The sequence below is a fragment of the Cohnella fermenti genome (genome assembly GCF_004801405.1).
In the GTDB taxonomy this organism is placed as follows: Bacteria; Bacillota; Bacilli; order Paenibacillales; family Paenibacillaceae; genus Cohnella; species Cohnella fermenti.
The window spans coordinates 18,784-34,884 of the sequence record NZ_SSOB01000008.1; the positions used below are offsets into that span (position 1 = coordinate 18,784).

15 protein-coding genes and 1 tRNA gene are annotated in these 16,101 nt (G+C 56.7%); 9 read left to right on the forward strand and 7 right to left on the reverse strand.

The genetic code is table 11. The features are described 5' to 3' along the window. Positions 1 to 174 precede the first annotated feature (174 nt). A complete protein-coding gene (locus E6C55_RS07800) occupies positions 175 to 1,353 on the forward strand; it encodes an acyl-CoA dehydrogenase family protein (RefSeq protein ID WP_136369223.1) in 1,179 nt (392 codons plus the stop codon). A gap of 12 nt (positions 1,354 to 1,365) precedes the next feature. Here the strand turns inward: E6C55_RS07800 and E6C55_RS07805 are convergent, their stop codons facing one another. The 5 genes from E6C55_RS07805 to E6C55_RS07825 all read right to left on the reverse strand — a co-directional run bounded on the left by E6C55_RS07805 (position 1,366) and on the right by E6C55_RS07825 (position 5,795). Next, positions 1,366 to 2,973 carry a hypothetical protein gene (locus tag E6C55_RS07805; protein WP_136369224.1) on the reverse strand — a complete coding sequence of 536 codons (1,608 nt, stop codon included), beginning with the start codon at positions 2,971 to 2,973 and terminating at the stop codon, positions 1,366 to 1,368. A 17-nt stretch (positions 2,974 to 2,990) separates the two neighbouring features. Next, positions 2,991 to 3,698 (reverse strand): ABC transporter ATP-binding protein, encoded by a 708-nt coding sequence (locus E6C55_RS07810; RefSeq protein WP_230986595.1) that lies wholly within the window; start codon positions 3,696 to 3,698, stop codon positions 2,991 to 2,993. Between the two features lie 71 nt (positions 3,699 to 3,769). After that, on the reverse strand, positions 3,770 to 4,939 hold the full coding sequence (locus tag E6C55_RS07815; RefSeq protein ID WP_136369225.1) for a hypothetical protein: 1,170 nt from the start codon (positions 4,937 to 4,939) through the stop codon (positions 3,770 to 3,772). Next, the gene (locus tag E6C55_RS07820; protein ID WP_330999612.1) at positions 4,936 to 5,511 is read right to left on the reverse strand and encodes an RNA polymerase sigma factor; all 576 of its coding nucleotides are present in this window, start codon (positions 5,509 to 5,511) and stop codon (positions 4,936 to 4,938) included. The genes E6C55_RS07815 and E6C55_RS07820 overlap by 4 nt, the downstream gene beginning before the upstream one ends. Before the next feature lie 207 nt (positions 5,512 to 5,718). Further along, a tRNA-Met gene (locus E6C55_RS07825) sits at positions 5,719 to 5,795 on the reverse strand. A gap of 109 nt (positions 5,796 to 5,904) precedes the next feature. Here E6C55_RS07825 and E6C55_RS35060 point away from each other — a divergent pair. Together E6C55_RS35060 and E6C55_RS07830 are read left to right on the forward strand one after the other, a co-directional pair. Next, positions 5,905 to 6,036, forward strand: coding sequence for a hypothetical protein (locus tag E6C55_RS35060; RefSeq protein ID WP_269145543.1), 132 nt, complete (start codon positions 5,905 to 5,907; stop codon positions 6,034 to 6,036). A gap of 104 nt (positions 6,037 to 6,140) precedes the next feature. Further along, positions 6,141 to 6,794 (forward strand): GntR family transcriptional regulator, encoded by a 654-nt coding sequence (locus E6C55_RS07830; RefSeq protein WP_136369227.1) that lies wholly within the window; start codon positions 6,141 to 6,143, stop codon positions 6,792 to 6,794. Between the two features lie 61 nt (positions 6,795 to 6,855). Here the strand turns inward: E6C55_RS07830 and E6C55_RS07835 are convergent, their stop codons facing one another. Beyond that, the gene (locus tag E6C55_RS07835; protein ID WP_136369228.1) at positions 6,856 to 7,626 is read right to left on the reverse strand and encodes an SDR family NAD(P)-dependent oxidoreductase; all 771 of its coding nucleotides are present in this window, start codon (positions 7,624 to 7,626) and stop codon (positions 6,856 to 6,858) included. Positions 7,627 to 7,821: 195 nt separating this feature from the next. Here E6C55_RS07835 and E6C55_RS07840 point away from each other — a divergent pair, with 195 nt between their 5' ends. Together E6C55_RS07840 and E6C55_RS34605 are read left to right on the forward strand one after the other, a co-directional pair. Continuing rightward, positions 7,822 to 9,396, forward strand: coding sequence for an ABC-F family ATP-binding cassette domain-containing protein (locus E6C55_RS07840; RefSeq protein ID WP_136369229.1), 1,575 nt, complete (start codon positions 7,822 to 7,824; stop codon positions 9,394 to 9,396). Positions 9,397 to 9,541: 145 nt separating this feature from the next. After that, entirely contained in the window at positions 9,542 to 9,649 is a 108-nt protein-coding gene (locus E6C55_RS34605; RefSeq protein ID WP_230986597.1) for a putative holin-like toxin, read from the forward strand. Between the two features lie 193 nt (positions 9,650 to 9,842). On the opposite strand, the gene E6C55_RS07845 is transcribed toward E6C55_RS34605, so the two are convergent. Then, positions 9,843 to 10,928 (reverse strand): hypothetical protein, encoded by a 1,086-nt coding sequence (locus E6C55_RS07845; protein ID WP_136369230.1) that lies wholly within the window; start codon positions 10,926 to 10,928, stop codon positions 9,843 to 9,845. Between the two features lie 268 nt (positions 10,929 to 11,196). Between E6C55_RS07845 and E6C55_RS07850 the strand changes: the two genes are divergently transcribed. The 4 genes from E6C55_RS07850 (at position 11,197) to E6C55_RS07865 (ending at position 15,574) form a co-directional block, all read left to right on the forward strand. Further along, positions 11,197 to 12,051, forward strand: a complete 855-nt coding sequence (locus E6C55_RS07850; protein WP_136369231.1) for an AraC family transcriptional regulator — start codon at positions 11,197 to 11,199, stop codon at positions 12,049 to 12,051. A gap of 86 nt (positions 12,052 to 12,137) precedes the next feature. Continuing rightward, a complete protein-coding gene (locus E6C55_RS07855; RefSeq protein ID WP_136369232.1) occupies positions 12,138 to 13,661 on the forward strand; it encodes an alpha/beta hydrolase in 1,524 nt (507 codons plus the stop codon). 215 nt (positions 13,662 to 13,876) lie between these two features. After that, complete coding sequence (locus E6C55_RS07860) at positions 13,877 to 14,893, forward strand: ABC transporter substrate-binding protein (RefSeq protein WP_136369233.1); 1,017 nt, start codon at positions 13,877 to 13,879, stop codon at positions 14,891 to 14,893. Positions 14,894 to 15,112: 219 nt separating this feature from the next. Then, positions 15,113 to 15,574, forward strand: coding sequence for a MarR family winged helix-turn-helix transcriptional regulator (locus E6C55_RS07865; RefSeq protein WP_136369234.1), 462 nt, complete (start codon positions 15,113 to 15,115; stop codon positions 15,572 to 15,574). Positions 15,575 to 16,101 lie beyond the last annotated feature (527 nt).

Sequence of the window (16,101 nt, forward strand, 5' to 3'; positions counted from 1 at the left end):
TTAGGGTGGCGAGGGGCGGTCAAGGCGAAGGACTCGAATAGGTGACAAAGGCGCGCAGGGGGCCTCTTCGCGCGGGCGCGAGAGGTTGACGCTCGGAACGAATGGTGTTAGCGTTTAAGCCATACTTAACGGCTCAGGAAAGTTAGTTTTGGGGTTGAGGAGGGTGACCGTACGATGAGCAGCAACGTTAGTTTCGCGAGAACGCGGGAGCAGGAGGAGCGTCTCCGGCTCATCGGCCAGGCGGCCGACGAGATGAAGGCGGGGGCGCACGAGACGGATCAGGCGAATGGCTTCAGCCATAAGCATATCGAATTGCTGAGGAGGATCGGTTATCCCGGCTGGACGGTTCCGAAGGAGTACGGGGGCGAGGAGATCGGCCTGTACGAGTTCTTGCTCTATCAGGAGCGGCTTGCGCAGGGCGATCCCGCCATCGCGCTCGGGATGGGCTGGCACCTTAGCGTCGTGTTCGAGCTGGCGGTTCGGCGCCCGTGGACGGAAGCGGCGCTGGCGCAACTGTTCCGCTCGGCCGTGGCCGGGGGCTTGACGAACCGGGCGAACTCGGAGAAGGCGACGGGCAGCCCGTCCCGCGGCGGCCAGTATCAGACGACGGCGAGACGGACGGCCAGCGGAAGCTACGTGCTGAACGGGCGCAAGACGTTCACGACGCTGTCGCCCGAGCTCGATACGGCGATCGTCGGCGTGACGATGGAGGAGGAAGGGGGTCACGCGGACTTCGTAATCCCGCTGTCGACTCCCGGCGTGACGGTCGATCCGACCTGGAATATGATGGGGATGCGCGGGACGGGGAGCCATGACCTCGTGCTCGACGGCGTGGAGCTGCCGGCGGAAGCGCTTGTCTTCCGGGCAACGCAGAAGAGCGGGCCGACGGTGAACCCGTACCTGCTGCACATTCCCGCGTGCTACCTGGGAATCGCTCTTGCGGCGAGAGAGGAAGCGCTGGCCTTCGCCGCGAGCTACCAGCCGAATACGCTCGACCGCCCGATCCTGTACGCGCCCAACATCGGCCAGCAGCTCTCCGGGATCGAGCTGGAATTGTCGGCGGCGCGGCACTATATGTACGCGGCGGCGGCTCGCTTCGAGGAATCGGACGGCGATCCGGGCTACTGGCAGGCGGAGCTGGGGGCGGTCAAGGTGTTCGCGGTTCAGACGGCGCTGTCCGTGGTGGACAAGGCTCTCCGGATCGCCGGGGCCCACGGCTTGGCGCAGTCCCATCCGCTGGGCCGGCTCTACCGCGATGTGAGGTTCGGGCTGTCCAATCCTCCGATGGAAGACAGCGTGATGCGCCTTCTCCATCAGAGAGCGATCCTGGAGGTTGAGCGGCAGGCGGACTAGGCGCTTCGCCGCCTACTTGATCCGGAACGTCCGGGGCCCGATCCGCTTCACGAGAACGAGTGCGGCAACGAGATACAGCGGCGTCAGGATCAGGGCGGCGGCGAAGAAGATGGAGGCCGGGGCCTCGATCCAGATGCTGGCGCCGCAGAACATCGAGACGAGCGCGTTCAAGACGTGGAACATCGGGTTCTTCGAATTCCATTCGACGCTATACGGTTGGAAAATATAATACATAAACAGGTGGTGCACCGAGAAGAGGACGGACAGCGACAGCGCGTAGACCCATAGCATGACGAGATCCCCGCCTAACGGGGCGCCGATCGCAACGGCCACAATCGTTAACGCGGCGGCGATGGCGGCGGCGACAATCAGGTTGAGACCGACGATCCGTCTCAGGCGGATTCGGAAGTGCCGATTGGCCGCGTTGCGATAGAAGCCGTATCTCAATAAACTCAGGTCGCAATTGTAGAACATCGCCTTGCACACTCTCTCTCCTATGGAGAGGAAGAAGAGCGCCAGAGGCAGATAAGGGAAGATAACCGACAGCTCCGGTTCGGCGATCGACTCGCGCTTCAGCAGCGCGAAGAGCGTTCCAACGAAGGCGATGCCGCCGATGATCGCAAGCCTCCTGTACAACGGCTGAGCGATCAGTTTGCGATGCCGAGCGAAGAAGAGGGAATTTAAGTACGCGTACCCTTCTTGTCCCCGTGCCGGCTCATCAGTCAGATTTTCCCCCGTATAGTCTCCTGTCGCCTTCTTCACGTCGGCCTTCTGCGCGTCCGCGAACACCTGGCCGAGATTCAGCAGCGGGTCGTCTCTCTTCGTCGCGGCTTCGACCGCTCTCGCGTAATCGGGGTAACGGGCCAGCCGGACGGCTGCGAAGCTTCCCCATAACGATACCGTTAACGCCAAGGGACCATTGACCAGCAGCTCCACCCGATACGGCACCGTCTCCAGGAGGAGAGGAGCGTACGCCGCAGCATAGCCGATGCCGATCGTCAGCCAGACAATGGCGTTGTTCTTGATCAGCACCATGCCTGTCTTCTCGAACAGTCTCAGATGCTGATACTCGATCAGCACTCTCCACAAGGTGGCCGTCGCCGCCAGCAGAACGCCTTGAAGCGCGGAGCCTCCGAGGATCTTGATGAAGAATAGCAGCGCCGGGACGAATTGGACGAAGAACAGGACGTACCGATAGCCGAGAGAGGCCTTCATGTACCGGGCGGCCGCCACCCTCATCAGCTTCACCGCGATATACTTCTCCCTCTTCGTCTCCAGAACAACCGCAGAGGTGACGCCCGCCACGACGAAGCTGAGCAAGAGGAACAGATGGAAGAATAGCCGAAGCCGGTCCTCCTCCGGAAGATCCCCGCCCAGCGCTCCGATCGGCAAGTAGAAGAGCAGACCCAGGTAGGCGAACTTGGCAGCGAATCCCCACAGGAGGCTGACGATGCGCACGATGACGTACATGAAGCGCTTGAGCTTCAGGTTGGAATAGGCGGTGTCGGGCAGAAGGCGGCCGATGAAGGGCACCTTGCGAAAATAATAAAAGAACCGATTGGCGGTCGTCGACGTCCGGATGGAGAGCAGCGTATTAAGCGTTCCCGTCATGGTTCTCATTCCTTATCTCTCATCTCTCATCCCTCATCCTTCAGCAGCTCGATGACGCTCGCCTCGAACTCCGGACTATGCAGCAGCTCGGACGGCACGGAGGACAGCGCCCCGTTGTTCAAGACGACCAGTTCGTCGCACAGATCGGTAGCCAGTTGCAGAATGTGGGTCGAGAAGATCAGAATATGATCCGTCTTCATCTCCCGGAGCAGATTCTTCATCTCCAGCGCCACGATGACGTCGAAGGAAGTCAGCGGCTCGTCCAGCAGAATGACCGGCGGCTTCGTCAGAAGGAACAGCAGCATCTGAAGCTTGTTCTTCATGCCGTGAGAGTATCCCTTGATCAGCCGGTGGCGGTCTTCCTTCGCGATGCTCATCAGATCGAAATAATCGTCCGGCGTCCGGCCCGGTTCGAGCTTGTCCTTGTTGATGTCCATGAAGAACTTCACGAACTCGTAGCCGGTCAGGAACTCGGGCAGAATCGGAAGCGAATAGACGTACCCGACGTCCTGCTCCCGCAGCTCCCTCGCCGTGTCGTTCTCCTCGAGCAGCGCCCGGCCGCCATCCATCTTCGTTTCTCCGCTTAGGCAGTTGAACAGCGTTGTTTTGCCGGCGCCGTTGCGCCCGAGCAGACCGTAAATCTTCCCTTGTTGGAAAATAAATTCCGCTCCCTGGAGCACCTTCTTGTTGTCGAATGTCTTCACGATATGGTCAAGGACCAGTTGCAATCGCATTCCCTCCGTTCTCCCGGTTAAGCCGCAAATCGGGCAGTTCTATCTATTTACGGGAGAAAGGGGGCGTGGTCTCAGCAAAGGCCGGGACACTCCCTCGACAGCACGACGACCCTGCCGGTAATGATGCCGTTGTCGTCTCTGTGGAACAGCACGGCCTTGTAGCTCTCGTCGTCCCCGCTGATAGGGAAATAATCCGAATAGCCGACTTGATCCTTCTTGAACAATTGATCGATAGGCCGCGATACGTTCCAACCGTTATACGAATACTCGATATCGCCCGATTCGTCATAGCTTACTTCTTGAACGGATTCGGCGATCGTCTCGCCGATCAACTCTCCGGCGCGAACTTGGGCCCGCAATCGTTCAATCCATTGCACCCAGTCTTCCTCCTGCTCCTCCTGCTCCTCTTGCTCGGCAGAGTCCGAAGTCGGGTTCGACAGCGCTTCTACGTAAGCATCCGCTTTGGCCGGGTCCGCCTTGGCTGCATCGAGAGGGAGATCGAATAGCACCGAGGCACCGGGATAGTCTTCTCTGGCATGGATCTCGCCCGTCGCTTCGTCATAGCGGAACGCATCGTTGCTATAGAACGGACTGCCGCTGCTGATCGCCAAGTACACTCCTCGATCCGCAAAAATCTCCACCTCATCCAATGAGATGATTCTGTACATGACCCCGTCTATGACGTCTTCGCTGAATCCACCATTCATTGAGGCAATGTTCACTTGCCACGGCTTCAAACCTTTGACCAACGGCGAGACGAAGAAGGGGACCTTGCCGAATTCGGGGTCCGGGACGTCCGGCATTGGCTGGCCATCTCGTCTGGCAATGGAGACGACCGCATAGGTTCGGTTAGGATAGACGTCCTCACTGGAATGGCGGGATATGCTAAGGTCGACTCCGGATACGATGCCAAGCAACGTAAACCGATAATCTCCGGAGTCCTTGGCAGCATTGATCCGAATGGCCTCTTCGCTCTCGAACGCTTCCGCCAATTGCGGGTCACCCAGGTGCTCGGCAACCTGCTTGGCAGTGAATAACTGAGTCGCCGCGTACGCGGATGCTCCTGCTATCAGCACGAATATGGCAACGAATAACCCAATGAATAATCTCTTCTTGTAGTTGGTTCTCATTCGGCTCCGCTCCGTTATTTGATGGATGATGCTCTGATTCAACGGCTCCTCAGGCTCCGCCGCAGAAGCCAGAGATTGTCTGAGCATACGCTCCAAATCCGCATCCTTCATGGGGATTCAACCTCCAATGCTTGTCTCATTAGCTTGCGCGCCGTATGAAGCCTGCTCTTCACCGTACCTGCCGGAATTCCAAGCGCCGAAGCAATCTCTTCGACGGCCATATCCGCCGTGTAGTACAGGTAAAGGGGGAGCTTTAGCTTATCGCCTAGACGATTGGCGGCGTCCTGAACCATGCTGCGAAGCTCGAGCGACAGCACGGCGTCCTCCGGCGTTGCTTCGCTTGCGAGCGAATCGAACGTGCCGGCGCCAGTTGCTGCATCAAGCTCCGACGTAGGAACAATCCGTTGCCTCCAGGCGAACTTGCGACGATGATTCCTATTCAGCCGGATGGCGATCGATAGGAGATAAGCTTTAGGATTGCGGGACGCGTCCATCTTGTGTCGGAGCTCCACGGCCTTAAGAAAGGTTTCTTGATATAAATCGTCAGTATCTGCTTTGTTCCCCGTCAGTCGGTAGCAGAAAGCATAAATCGACTTGCCGTGTTGCCTCACGAGCTCGATCAACTCATCGGGTTCCAAGCGACTTGCTCCTTCCTGAATGGCCATTCTCTTAAATATTGTCATAACGGCGGGCTTGGTTCATTTCTTTTTTTGGGGGATTGGGGGGTGAGGGGAATCGAATGAGCATCGAGCATTATACGACTCTGGCGAATACGGCGAAGTCCGCTTGTCAGCAATTCGTTGCAGTAGGACAAAAAAAGAATGCCTTTAATCCGCGCATCCTGCGGGTTAAAGGCATTCTTATATAAATATCGAACTGTAAGTGCAAATTGGTTGCGGGGGCAGGATTTGAACCTGCGGCCTTCGGGTTATGAGCCCGACGAGCTACCGGGCTGCTCCACCCCGCGATAGAATAACAAAGCATATTGAACTTTAACGTTCCCAGAAGACATATATTACAGCAGTTTGAGTTAATATGCAACCCCAAAATAATCTTTATGGCGAGATCAACACGGTGTGAACGATTCTTGGGTTCGCTCCGCGCATAGGGCCAACTTCTTGTTCCGCAACCGGTTCATCAACAACAAGCCGGGCAATATCCAAGACGAAGGCGAGAACAACCCCGTCATCTCGAACAAAAACGGCTAAAGCTGACTAGACCGGAAGTAGTCATTAGAGGGCCTTGGCAATTTGCGTTGTCGGCGGTATATTGAATCTAATCAAGCTTACCTGAAGGGAATAGGGAGTAACGGATGGATAAATTTTCTTTCTCTTCGATCTTGGACGGGAAGTCCCAATCGTTGCCGGAGCAGATCGCAAGCCACATCATGAGGAAAATATTCAAAGGCGAGCTGACGCAAGGAACCCGGCTGATCGAATCGGATATAGCGGAAGAGTTGAACGTCAGCAACATTCCCGTTCGGGAGTCCTTTTATCTGTTGCAGAATACCGGTGTCGTGGAACGGCTGCCCAGAAGGGGCGTGCGCGTGAAGTCCTTCTCCCAGCAGGAGATGGACGACTACACGGAAGCGTTGGTTCGCTTGTCCGAGCTCGCGATCGATTATTCGGAGCCGAAGTGGGATGAAGAGAAGCGCGATCGGCTGCGGAAGTATCTGGTCGAGGCAGAGCGGTCACTTTCGCAAAATGACATTCTGGAGTATGTGGTCAACGTGCATCGGTTATGCGGGCATATCTTCCAAGTGGCCGAGAATATCGCCTTTATGAGAATTTACTCGGACATCACGTTTATTACGAACGCCTACTCTCAGTTGAAGTGGAGTGACGTCGAGAAGACGCGAAGCCGCTATGCTTACCTCGAACAGATGGTCCAAGCCATTCTTCGTTCGGACTTTGCCCAAGCGAAGGAAGCCTTCGAGATTTTAATCCGGCAATCCTTGAATCTATAAACAACAAGAGACAGCCCCCTCGCGGGAAGCTGTCTCTTGTGCTATTGCGAATGCATTTCTCTTAGTTGGCCATAACTCCGCCATCCACGGGCAATTCGGTGCCGGTGATGAATTTGGACTCGTCCGAGGCCAGGAAGAGCGCGGCATAGGCGATATCGATCGGATCGCCGAAGTGGCCCATCGGCGTTTTGCCCAGATAGTATTGCTTGGCTGCCTTCGCTTGCTCGTCTTCTGTCTCCAGGAAAGCCGACATCGGAGTGCGGATTTGGCCCGGGCAGATGACGTTGGAGCGCACGTTATCCTTGCCGTAGTCGACTGCGATGTTGCGGGACATGCCGATCAGGCCCGCCTTCGCGGCGCCGTAGCCGGTGCCGCCTTGGCCGCCGATCAGGGCGCCGATGGAAGAGACGGTGACGATGGAACCGCCGCCGTCCTTGATCATCTCGGGAATGGCGTATTTGCATCCCAAGAACGCGCCTTTAAGATTGATGGCCATGACCTTGTCCCACTCGTCGGGATCATGGTCGACCGCCTTGAAGGTGAACGGACCGACGATTCCTGCCGTATTCACCAGGACATTCAATTTGCCGAAGGTGTCGACCGCCGTTTGGATGGCGCTAATCCACTCTTCGGAGGAAGAAATATTTAATTTAACCGCGATGGCGTCTCCGCCGTTAGCCTTGATCTCATCCACGACAGCTTGAAGACCTGCAACGTTCATGTCCGCGCCGACGACTTTCGCGCCTTCCTTAGCGAACAGGCGGGCCTGCTCGGCTCCCATTCCGCTGCCTGCACCCGTAATAATGGCTACCTTGCCCGTAAGTCTTCCCATGATGACGCCTCCATAAGTTTGATAAGAATCGCCAACAATATTATATATAATATATAATTTCGTCACAGACATTATATATTATATATAATTTAATGTCCATCGGGCGAACGCCGGGAATCCTCTCGACCAAGGAACAATCTCCAAACCAACCATGCTATAATCACCCTAGAAGCTGCACCCAGAAAGGTGATCGCCATGAGCGTAATACGTCTAGAGAACGTCACGAAGAAGTACGAAGACTCGATGATCTTCCGCGATATTTATTTCCGAGTAATGCAAGGAGAGCGGATCGGTCTCATCGGCCGGAACGGCGCCGGCAAGTCGACGGTGTTTAAGCTCATCCTGGGCAAGGAAGAGCCGACATCGGGCAAGGTAGAGGTAGATCCGCAGGCGAGAATCGGCTACTTCTCGCAGTTCTCGGAGCTCAGCGGGAGCTTGTCCGTTCAGCAGGAGCTGGAAGCTTGCTTCGAGCAGGTGGCTCTTATCGAACGGGAGCTGCAGGAGGTCGGGGACAAGCTCGGTGTCGTCACCGACGATAACGAGATGGACAGGCTGCTCGCCAGGCAGGCGGAGCTGTTCGAGCAGATGGAGCATCTTGATGGCTGGAACGTGTCCGTCGAGATCGATACGGTGCTGACGAAGCTCGGGTTCAACGACCGATCGCGGCATCAGCCGATCGACGAGTTGTCCGGAGGATGGCGCAACCGCGCGGCGCTGGCGAAGATGCTCATCGAGCTCCCCGATGTCGTACTGCTCGACGAACCGACGAATTACTTGGACATAGAAGGCATCGCATGGCTGGAGCAATGGCTGTTCCGGTTCAAGGGCGCCATGATTCTGGTGTCCCATGACCGGCAATTCATTGACAAGGTCGTCACTCGCACCATCGAGATCGAGAACTATCATTTTCAGGAATATGAAGGCAACTACACCGATTACGTCCGCAAGAAGAAAATGCGCAAGAAGGAGCTCGACCGCCAGTTTGAGTGGGAGGAGGAGCTGCTTCTTATGGAATCCGAGGCGATCGACGAGCGCGCGAATCGCAAGTCGGGCTCCAAGGACCGTCTCTCGCGCAAGCTGGCGGACAACAAGAAGCGGGTCGAGCCGCATCCCGTCAACGTGCTGATTACCGATATTTACGAGAGGCTGCGCTTCCCGGACAAGCTGTGCGAGGCGAAGAAGATCGGGCAGACCTACGAGGGGCGGCAGATCTTCAAGAACGTCAGCTTCGATATTCAGAAGGAAGATCGGTTGGTTATCTCGGGGCCGAACGGAAGCGGGAAGTCTACGCTCATCAAGGCGCTTACCGGGCAGGAGAAGCCGGAGTCCGGAGAGGTCATCTGGGAGAAGGGCGTCAGCTACGCCTACTTCAACCGGATGTGGGAGGAGCTTGATCCCAAGGATACCGTCAGCCACGCGGTGAATACGTACGGACTGGGGCTGGACGCCCCGCGCAAAAAGGTGAATAAGTTCTTGGCCATGCTGCAATTCTCGGAGGCGGACCTGAGCAAAGTGATCGGCAATCTGTCGGGCGGGCAGAAGGCCCGGGTGGCGCTGGCCAAGTGTCTCCTCTCGGGCGCCGCCGTTATCATCCTGGACGAGCCGACCAACCATCTGGACCTCACGAGCATTCAGGTGATGGAGCAGGCTCTGATTCATTTTCCCGGTGCCGTCATTACGGTAAGCCACGATCGCTTCTTCATCGACAAGATCGGGACGAAGATGCTGGTCTTCGATCCGGCAACGGGAGTGACCGAGCGGAGTTTGTAGGGGCGCCAAGGAGGCGCATGGTAAAAAATATATCTTGAACTTGCGTCAAGTGAACATCATCTGACAAATTATGTTATAATGGGACAGGCACATAGAACGGCTTGCAAGGGTGGTCGGCTACCTCTCTATGAAGGGAGGGATGCCCATGGAGGTTAAAGACTCTTTGATGTTGATGATCAGTTTTGGTGCGTTAATCGTTGCGCTGATCACGCTGATTGTTGCCATCATTGCAGTAATTAATCAACAAAAATAGACCGCCCTCTTGACAGGTAAACGGTCTATTTCCGACTTCATTACCGAAGCCGACCGCCTTTGAAGCGGTCTATTGTGCTGAAGGAGTCGTGTTAGCCGCACGTCTCCTTCTTTAGCTTGATTATAACAGCGCAAGTTTATACATGCAATAAACAGCCCGGCAACTCAAAGACTATCATTTGAACAATGCCATCTCACTTCACCCGATCCAACTCGTCCATAAAGGCCGATTTGTTCGCATAAGAATCGCGAAGCTCGCCAATCAAGCTCGCTTGATTGGCGCTTCCCGCTATCTTCCGATAACGCCGCAACATGTCGCATACCTTCTGGTAACCTTTCCTTTTCGTCGCCAAGCTTGCCGTCTTCCTGACATGAGCGCTATAGATGTCGCTAATCTCATCCCCGAATTTCCCCGCAAGCCTGTCGGCGTACGATTCAATGACATCCGGGTTCTCCTTCACATACGCCATCATCTCGTCCAAGTCGTTCGCCTCGGAGATGAGCCGGAGATACATGCCTTGTGCACGCCAGCCTTGTTCCATCTTGAGCTGCTGCTTCAAACGATCGTACAGGGCATCCCGATCTTCACCGGCCAACTGCTGAAGCTCGTTATAATATTCGAACTTGCCGGCAAGCAACAACTGCTCGGCCAGTTGTGCCTGATCTTCCTTGCGTTGCAGCTCGCGGTAGGCGGCATACCTGATTTCCTGCCATTGTAACACTAACCCCGCATAATTCCCGTCCTGCTGTTCGCCTTCCACAGCCAATTCCACCACACGGGGATAATTCTTCTCTCGCATAAATTTATTAATGAGGGTTTCTCTAAAGGAGCTGTAGTGGAGATTGTCCGCAATAAATTGTTCCGTCTCTTCTTCTTTGCCGTATTCCTGAAGGACGCCCAGCCACACTTTGTTTAAGGCCTCACTCGTGTACCTCCGCCCCTCTTGGGTTGCGTTCGTGTGAATGCTATCATCTATTTTCGCTTTTAACGTATGTCTTAAGGTGTTAACATCGGCGAAGCGGGCACACATGCCGAGCAGGGCGACCTTGTAATCTTCCCATCCTTCCAAAACCGCACTGTCGCTCTGCCGCAGCAGCTTGTGGAATACCTGTTGTCTTAATTCCGGTTCCCATTCAACGTTGTCCGCTATTGCCCCGTCGATTGCCTCAAGCGCTTCATCAGCCAGCCAGCCGATATCCCCATCGGAATCGTCCGCATATTGGAAGGCTTGCACCGCTTCCTCCAACACGAGGCAGGCGATATCCAGCGCTAGAAGCATATTCTCGGTCTCCCCGCACTTCTCGAGCACCGCGATCATCTCTTCCGCGAAGCGGTCCGCTTTGGTTCTTCCGCAATCAATCCAGCCGTATCTGCCCTTATGCTTCTCGATGATAGAAGCGATCAGCTTCTTGCATCTATCAAGCTCTTCGGCGTCATGATAATGAATGTTCATTCGTTTCTCTCTCTATCGCTTTTCAATTTGATCTGTGATGCCATAATATCATATTATCTTGTCATTATCGCGCCGACGGGCAAGGGGGACTCCCATGAAGAACGATGTCGAGGCGATCGCTCGGGAATTCGCGGAAGGGGTCCTGACCATCAAGGCCGTGCATCTCGGGGCGATGAAGCCGAATGTGCATTATCCGGAGAATACGAGCGATGAGCCGATCGCGTTATCGGGCTTGCTGTTCGTCATCAGAGGCAGAGCTATGTTCAAATTCGACGGCAAGGCTTACGAACTCAAGGCAGGCAAGGCTGTTCACGGGGCGGTCGGCATGAAGCTGCGGCATCAGGTGACGGGGCCGGAGGACTTGGAATATCTGCTCGTCCATTACGAGCTGTGGGAGCCGGGTTCGGAGTCGCAGAACGGCATCCGTTACAACAGGACGAGCTATATGATGAATTACGGGAACCAACCGACCACAGTGGAGAAAATGTACCTGTTAAACCAGGCATGGAACACGCCTGGACAGCTTACGTCGGTTCGCTGCAAGGAGCTGTTCTTCGGCCTCGTCCACGATATGCTGTCTGCCGCGCGAGGCGGAAGCGTGCAGGTTCATCGCGGCGAGATCGACGATGTCGTCTCATACATTCAACGGTTCTATATGGAGCCCCATACCGTCGATTCGCTGGCGGCGCGATGCGGCATGAACGCCAAGCGTTTCTCGTACCTGTTCAACAAGTATACGGGGATGTTCCCGATCGACTACCTCATCCGGCATCGGCTCGACCGGGCCAAGCAGCTTCTCGCGACAAGCGACTGCGCGATTCTCCAGGTGGCGGGGAGCGTCGGGTATGCCGACACGCATTACTTCAGCCGACTGTTCAAGAAGAACGAGGGCTGCTCGCCGGGCGAGTATCGCCGCCGGTTGGGCAATCGTCCACTTCCGTTCCGCTAATCGTCTATTTGTCGAACCCGCCTGATTCTTTATAATGTTCTTCGATTAGACTGTCGGCCGAGCAGGTCGAGGAGAGCAGGGTTCCCATGAGGACAATCGAACGTGCAAGCATCGGAGGGCGGACTATCGACGTTTGTTTGCCTCCTTCTTATTTTACCTCGGGCAAGCGATACCCCGTTGTTTACGTCATGGGCGGGGGAGAACTCGTCAAGCATTGCGAGAATCATCTGCACCGCCTGTTCCTGGAGGGCTGGCTGCCGGAGCTGATTCTGGCAGGCGTTGAAGCGTTCGACGGGCACTATCGCGCCTGCGTTGACGAGTTGGCGGGCCGGATCAAGCCTTATGTGGACGAAAATTACCGTACGGTGGCGGATGGCGCTCGAACGGCGATCGTCGGGAGTGCGGGGGGCGGGCTGATTCCCTTATATGCGGCGCATCTTCGGCCCGACGCCTTCGGCCTCATCGGGGCCTTGTCTCCGTCATTGGGGGACGAAGGGGCAATGGGGTTCTTGCGCGAGCAATCGGCGGTGCCCGAGCCGCTGCGGATTTTCTTGTCCGTTGGCGCACAGGAGGGCATTGCGGAGCGGGATGCCCGGCGCAACGCGGCCATGTATGCGCTCGAGCTTCGCAGGCGGTGGCAGTCGCAGGGGCTCGGCGAGGACCGGCTGGCCTTCGAACTGGAGGAAGACGGCACACACGATACGATGTTTATCGCACGATATTTTCCCCAAGCGTTGTTGTGGTTCTACGGGCAGGATGCGGAACGGCCGCCGGGCATGACGGGGCAAGGCGCAGCCGAGCCGTTGCGCTACGAGATCCCGGGCACGGACACGTACCGGCTGCGATCCGAACATACGGGGCTCGGCTACTGCATCTTCGTCTCGCAGCCGATAAGATCGGCTCCGGCGGAAGGGTATCCGGCGCTCTATGCGGTGGATGGCAACGCGCACTTCGGCTCGATGGCGGAAGCGATGCGAATGCAATCGTGGCATCCCGAAGGAATTGCGCCGGGGCTGATCGTCGGCATCGGATACGAGTCGGAGGAGCCGTTCGTGTATGGCCGCCGAATGTACGACTTCACCGTCGAGACGCCGGAATCGGAGCTGCGCTCCGACGGGATGGCGTGGCCTCCGACAGGCGGAGCGGACTCGTTCCTTCTCTTCTTGGAGCAGGAGCTTCTGCCATTTATCCGGAGCCGTTACCCGGTTGACGTATCCCGGCAATCGTTGTTCGGCCATTCTCTGGGAGGGCTGTTTGCCTTGTACGCGCTCTTCGACCGGCCTTCGCCGTTCCGTTCGTTCGTGGCGGGGAGTCCTTCGATCTGGTGGAACAAGTATCATCTGCTGAGCAAGGTGCCGGAGTTCGAGGCGAGGCTGGGCCGGGGAGCGGTGCAGGCGGAGCTGATTCTCGCGGTCGGGTCGGAGGAGGAGCCGTCGATGATCGAGGACGCCGTGCAGCTCTGCCGGAGATTGAAGCCGTATGAGAATCGGGGGCTGGAGATCGCCTGTATGCTCATCGAAGGGGAAGACCATCTGTCGGTTATCCACCCGATGATCAGCAAAGTGTTCAGGCAAATATTCCGCAACGGCCGGGCAACGCAGAACGGTTGAGGGACGTGCGGCGGAACGCTGGAGGGGCGAGCGATGGGGAGCGGTGGAGCTGCCGAGCGTCTCCGCCGGCCGGACCGTCTCGGCGGTCGATTGGGGAATCGTCCACCTTCGGTTCGGGAATTATCTATTTGAGAACCGGGTCTCTTCCGCTATAATGTTTATGCGAATGAAAATCATTATCATAAACATAGCGGAAAAGGGGAAAGAAACACACGATGAAGAAGCCCATAAGAAAATATGCGTTATCCGTCATGACCGCTGCTGTCGTTCTGCTGCTTGGCGCCTGCGGCAATGCCGACAACTCGAATGTCACGCCGTCGGCCTCGTCCGCCGCTTCCGAATCGGCCGCGGTCTCTCCATCTGCTGCTGCCTCTGCCGCGGCTTCCGCCGCAGCTTCATCCGAGCGCACGTTGACCGACGATTATGGACACCAGGTGAGCATCGAATCCACCCCCGAGCGGATTCTTGCTCCTTATATGGAAGATGCGTTGGTGACGCTCGGCGTAACTCCCGTAGCGAAATATTCGGCGGGAGGCACGGTGCAGGAGCACCTGGAGCCGTGGCTTGCCGACTTGCCCGTCATCGATCTGATGAGCGGCCTGTCTCCCGAAGCGGCGCTCGGCTTCGAGCCTGATCTTATTATGATCAGTTCACACTTCCTGCCGGTCGAGAATTACGAGACGATTGCGAAGGTGGCCCCGACCTATCTGTTCAACGGCGAGGCTGGCGATTGGGGAGAGCAATTGCGCAAGGTCGGCGAGCTGCTGGGCAAGGAGGAGCTGGCGGAGCAGAAGCTGACCGAATACGACGCCAAGATCGCCGAGGCGAAGGAGCAATTGTCCCAATCCGTCGAGGGGAAAAAGGTGGCGATCCTATGGCCGTCCGAGAAGGAATTCTACGTGGTGGGAAGCGAGTTCCTGTCGGGCAAGTTGCTTTACGGCGAACTGGGCTTGGCAGCGCCCGAGCTCGCGAGCGCAACGCCGGATAACTTCGGTACGCTCTCGCTCGAGAAGCTGCCGGAGTTGGATGCGGATGAGCTGTTCGTCATTACGCCGGAAGGCCAGACCGAAGAGCAGGTCGACAAGCTGCTCGCCGACATGCCGCTATGGAAAACCATGCCGGCAGTTAAGAACGGCCGCGTCCATCATGTGTCCTCCGGCCACTGGATCAATTCCGCTTACATGGCTAACCTGGCCGTGCTGCAGGATGTGACCGAAGCTTTGCAGGGTTAGGCTAGTGGCATTAGTGACAAAAAGGCCAGGATTCCTCGGAGGAGGGTCCTGGCCTCTTGGCTGTTGGGACGGGGACTGTCGACTTCCGAATTCCGGACAGAATTCCTTCCGGGCGCCGATTGACAATTGTGCAGGGGAAACGATAAACTGGATTTAGTTAAATATTAAACTATATATCGGGGTTCACTCTAGTGGAATTCACGGAAGAGGTTCAGGGCTATGGATGATCTGCAGCGCTACGTGTTGGAGCAGCCGGTAGAGGTGGAGGCTTTCTTCGCGATGGTGGACACGACGGCCGAGCTTATCGGCGTCTCGGAGAAGTACTGGTCGTCGCAAGGAATCAATGGAGCGCGCATCCGGATTCTGGTCGAGATCGCCAAGGCGGGCGGCGCGATTCTTCCTTCGGTTCTGGCGGAGAGAATCGGAGTGACGAAGGCCAATATCAGTGTGCTGCTGGCTCCGTTGGAACGACAGGGTTATATTCGCAGCGCCGATGACCCGGAGGACGGCCGCAAGCGCCGGGTGCTGCTGACCGAGGTAGGGGAGAGACTGCTGCTGGACGCGCTGCCCGGCAACCGATTGACCATTGGCAAGCGGATGACGAAGCTGAGCGCCGACGAGTTGAAGCAATTGCTGTCGCTGCTGCGCAAGCTGCGTGGGGACTTGGGCGAACCGGGTTAGCTTTACTTAGCGGAAGCTTCCGCAGGCGATCCGCCGATCGGCCGATGCATCGGTCCGGGAGGGCCCTGGCCGGATGTCCTGTCTCTTGCCGGCGGCCCCTCCTGCATCCCGCATCCATCGCCTGACAAACCACCCCGCCGACCATTTTTATGCTAAAAACCACATACAATCGTTGCCCGACGGACGCTAACGTCCAATTTATGCTAAAAACCACATAAAACCGGCGAATGGAGGGGGTTCGGAGCGCGATAAGTGTGAAAAATCACATAAAACCGGCGAATGGAGAGGCTTCGGAGCGTGATAAGTGTGAAAAATCACATAAAACCGGCGAATGGAGGGGGGGTGGAGCGCGATAAGTGTGAAAAACCGCATAAAAACCGCCGCCCGGTGGCTGTAGCCGCCCGTTTGTCCAGCCGTCGCCCCGATAGGAGTTCAACAATCCGCAATCTAGCGATTTTCACACCCATGTTCCCGTCGTGTTCAGCATTTTCGGCAATTGTTCTCGTTAATGCAGTTGTTTTCGCCAA